The organism is Mesorhizobium sp. M7A.F.Ca.CA.004.06.1.1, assembly GCF_003999135.1.
Lineage (GTDB): Bacteria > Pseudomonadota > Alphaproteobacteria > Rhizobiales > Rhizobiaceae > Mesorhizobium.
The window spans coordinates 1-2714 of the sequence record NZ_RZPQ01000776.1; the positions used below are offsets into that span (position 1 = coordinate 1).

At 65.1% G+C, this 2714-nt stretch carries 3 protein-coding genes; all 3 read left to right on the top strand.

Annotation, left to right across the window (positions count from 1 at the left end; all coding sequences use genetic code 11):
• Window positions 1–561, top strand: a 561-nt coding sequence (locus EN906_RS29985; protein WP_206529204.1) for a polyprenyl synthetase family protein, incomplete at its 5' end; no start/stop codon positions are given.
• Between the two features lie 161 nt (window positions 562–722).
• Window positions 723–1529 carry a class I SAM-dependent methyltransferase gene (locus tag EN906_RS29990; protein WP_127267511.1) on the top strand — a complete coding sequence of 269 codons (807 nt, stop codon included), beginning with the start codon at window positions 723–725 and terminating at the stop codon, window positions 1527–1529.
• A 116-nt stretch (window positions 1530–1645) separates the two neighbouring features.
• Window positions 1646–2714, top strand: a 1069-nt coding sequence (locus EN906_RS29995) for a histidine kinase dimerization/phospho-acceptor domain-containing protein (protein WP_281060469.1), incomplete at its 3' end; no start/stop codon positions are given.

Genomic DNA, 2714 nt, shown 5'->3' on the forward strand with positions numbered 1-2714 from the left:
ACCGCCATCCTGGCTGGCGATGCCTTGCTGACGCTGGCCTTCGACGTCATCGCCGGCGAGGCGACCGCCCTGCCCGCGGAGCGGCGGGCGGCCCTGGTGCTGGCGCTGGCCCGCGCCGCCGGACCCGGCGGCATGGTCGGCGGCCAGAAGCTCGACCTCGAAGCCGAACAGACGCCGCCGGACGAGGCCGGCATCATCCGGCTGCAGGCGATGAAGACTGGCGCTCTGATCCGTTTCGCCTGCGAGGCAGGTGCCCTCATCGCCGGCGCCCCGGCCGATGACCGCGAGCGGCTGGCCGAATTCGGCTCGGCGATCGGTCTTGCCTTCCAGCTTGCCGACGACCTGCTCGATTTGACCGCCGATGCCAGCCAGATGGGCAAGGCAACCGGCAAGGACGCCGCCGCCGGCAAGGCGACGCTGGTGGCCTTGCATGGTGCGAATTGGGCTCGCAACCAGTTGCACGGCCTCGTCGAGCAGGCGCATGCACTGCTTGATCCTTATGGCGACGACGCCCAGTTGCTGAAAGAAGCGGCAACGTTCGTGGCGACCCGCACCAGTTGAGGTTGGCGCCAGCCGAGATATCGAGCTGACTAAAGTTCGCTCATCCTCCGCCGGCCAATTCAGAAATAGAACTTGAGCGGAAGCCTGCCGAGGCAGAGGATCGACATCGCTTTGCCATCCGCACGGCACGCACGCGGTGCGGGTAGAGTTGGAGGGGTGCCATGTCGACCACCGACAAGCTGTTCAGCGGTTCCATTGCCGAGGTCTACGACCGGGCGATGGTGCCGCTGATCTTCGAGCCGTATGCACGGGATCTGGCAGAGCGGGTGTCGAAGCTCGGGCCGCAATCGGTGCTCGAAGTGGCGGCGGGCACCGGTGTGGTGACACGTGCGATGGCAGCAAAGTTGCCGGCGCAAGCCCGCATCGTGGTCACCGACCTCAACCAGCCCATGCTCGACCACGCGCGCACGCGGATGGCGGACGATCCTCGGATCACCTGGCGGCAGGCCGACGCCCAGGCGCTGCCCTTCGAGGACGCAGAGTTCGACGCCGTGGTTTGCCAGTTTGGCGCGATGTTCTTCCCCGATCGGGTGGGCGCCTACGGCCAAGCGCGGCGGGTGATGCGGCCGGGCGGGCACTTCCTGTTCAACGTCTGGAGTGCCATCGACGACAACGAGTTCGCCGAGGAAGTGACGCGGGCGCTCGGCCATTTTTTCCCGGCCGATCCGCCGCGCTTCATGGCGAGGACGCCGCACGGCTATCACGATGCGGACGTCATCCGCGCCGACCTTCATGCCGCCGGCTTCGGTAACATCACCATAGAGCCGCTGGATGCCGTCAGCGCCGCTTCGTCGCCATATGAGGCGGCCACGGCCTATTGCCAGGGCACACCCCTGCGGGCTGAGATCGAGGCGCGCGGCGGCTCGCTGGAGGAGGCGACGCGATACGTGGCGAATGCCCTTGGGAAACGGTTCGGGGAAGGCCCGGTGCGTGGCCGCATCCGCGCCCTCGTCGTGGAAGCGGTCTAGGCGCGCTGTCCATCCGGCGGTTCGCATGGCCTGCCTGCCCTCTCACGAACGAAATTTTAATGTAAATGAAGCGTAATCCCGGCCATTAAAATGGTGCGTATGTGTTGGGGTTGCGCATGCCTGAATATTCGTCCTTCATCCGGTCGGTCCGGATCCGCTATATTTCAGGGTTGCTGATCTTCGCGCTGGCTTCCGCCGGTATCGTGATTGCGCTTGACCGCGTCAATTCCTTTCGCCGCGACATCGATGCGCTGAGCAGCAATCTCGTCATCTTCACCCGCGACCTGCGCAACGCGACCAGCTTCGCCGAGACCACCGGCACCGCCTGGCGGGCGGAGACACGCGATGCCCTGACCACATCGGCGCGCGGCCATTCGGAGCGCCTGACCGGCGAGATCGAGACGCTGACCGCCCAGCTTGCGGCGATCAAGCCGCGGCTGTCGATCAAGACCGTCAACGAACTCCAGTCCGCTTCCGTCAACGGCGATCTGTTCTGGTCGCCGCGCGACATGGTGCGCAATTTCAACCTGATGTCGATGGCGCAAAAGGTCGACGAGTGGAGCTATCGCGAAATCCGCAACCAGAACGACCTGTTCGCCCAGCCGATGCTGGTCCGCGTCCGCACCGCCATGGATGATGAGCGCCACCTGGCCGATGCCTCAAGCGACAGGCTGCTGCTGTGGGCGAGCGGCATCCTGTTCGCGGCACTTGCCATCGTCGCCTTCTGGATCTTCCGCCCGATGGAAGTGGCAATCCGCCGCGCCTTTGCCGAATCCGCCGAATCCCTGTTCAAGGCCGAGGCCGCCGACCGCGCCAAATCGGAATTCCTGGCCAATATGAGCCACGAAATACGCACGCCGATGAACGGTGTGCTCGGCATGGCCGAACTGCTGGCCAAGACCGATCTGACCCCGCGCCAGAAGACCTTCACCGACGTCATCGTCAAATCCGGCAACGCGCTGCTCACCATCATCAACGACATCCTCGATTTCTCCAAGATCAATGCCGGGCAACTCACTCTCGACCCTGCTCCCTTCCGCCTTTCCGAGGCGGTCGAGGATGTGGCGACGCTGGTCTCGGCGCGCGTCGCCGAAAAGAACCTCGAACTGATCGTGCGTGTCGACCCGCGCCTGCCGGCCCATGTCGTCGGCGACGCCGGCCGCTTCCGGCAGATCATCACCAACC

What these genes read in the sequence shown, in the direction of transcription:
- EN906_RS29990 (WP_127267511.1), top strand. Translation starts at nt 723, where the DNA reads ATGTCGACCACCGACAAGCTGTTCAGCGGTTCCATTGCCGAGGTCTAC.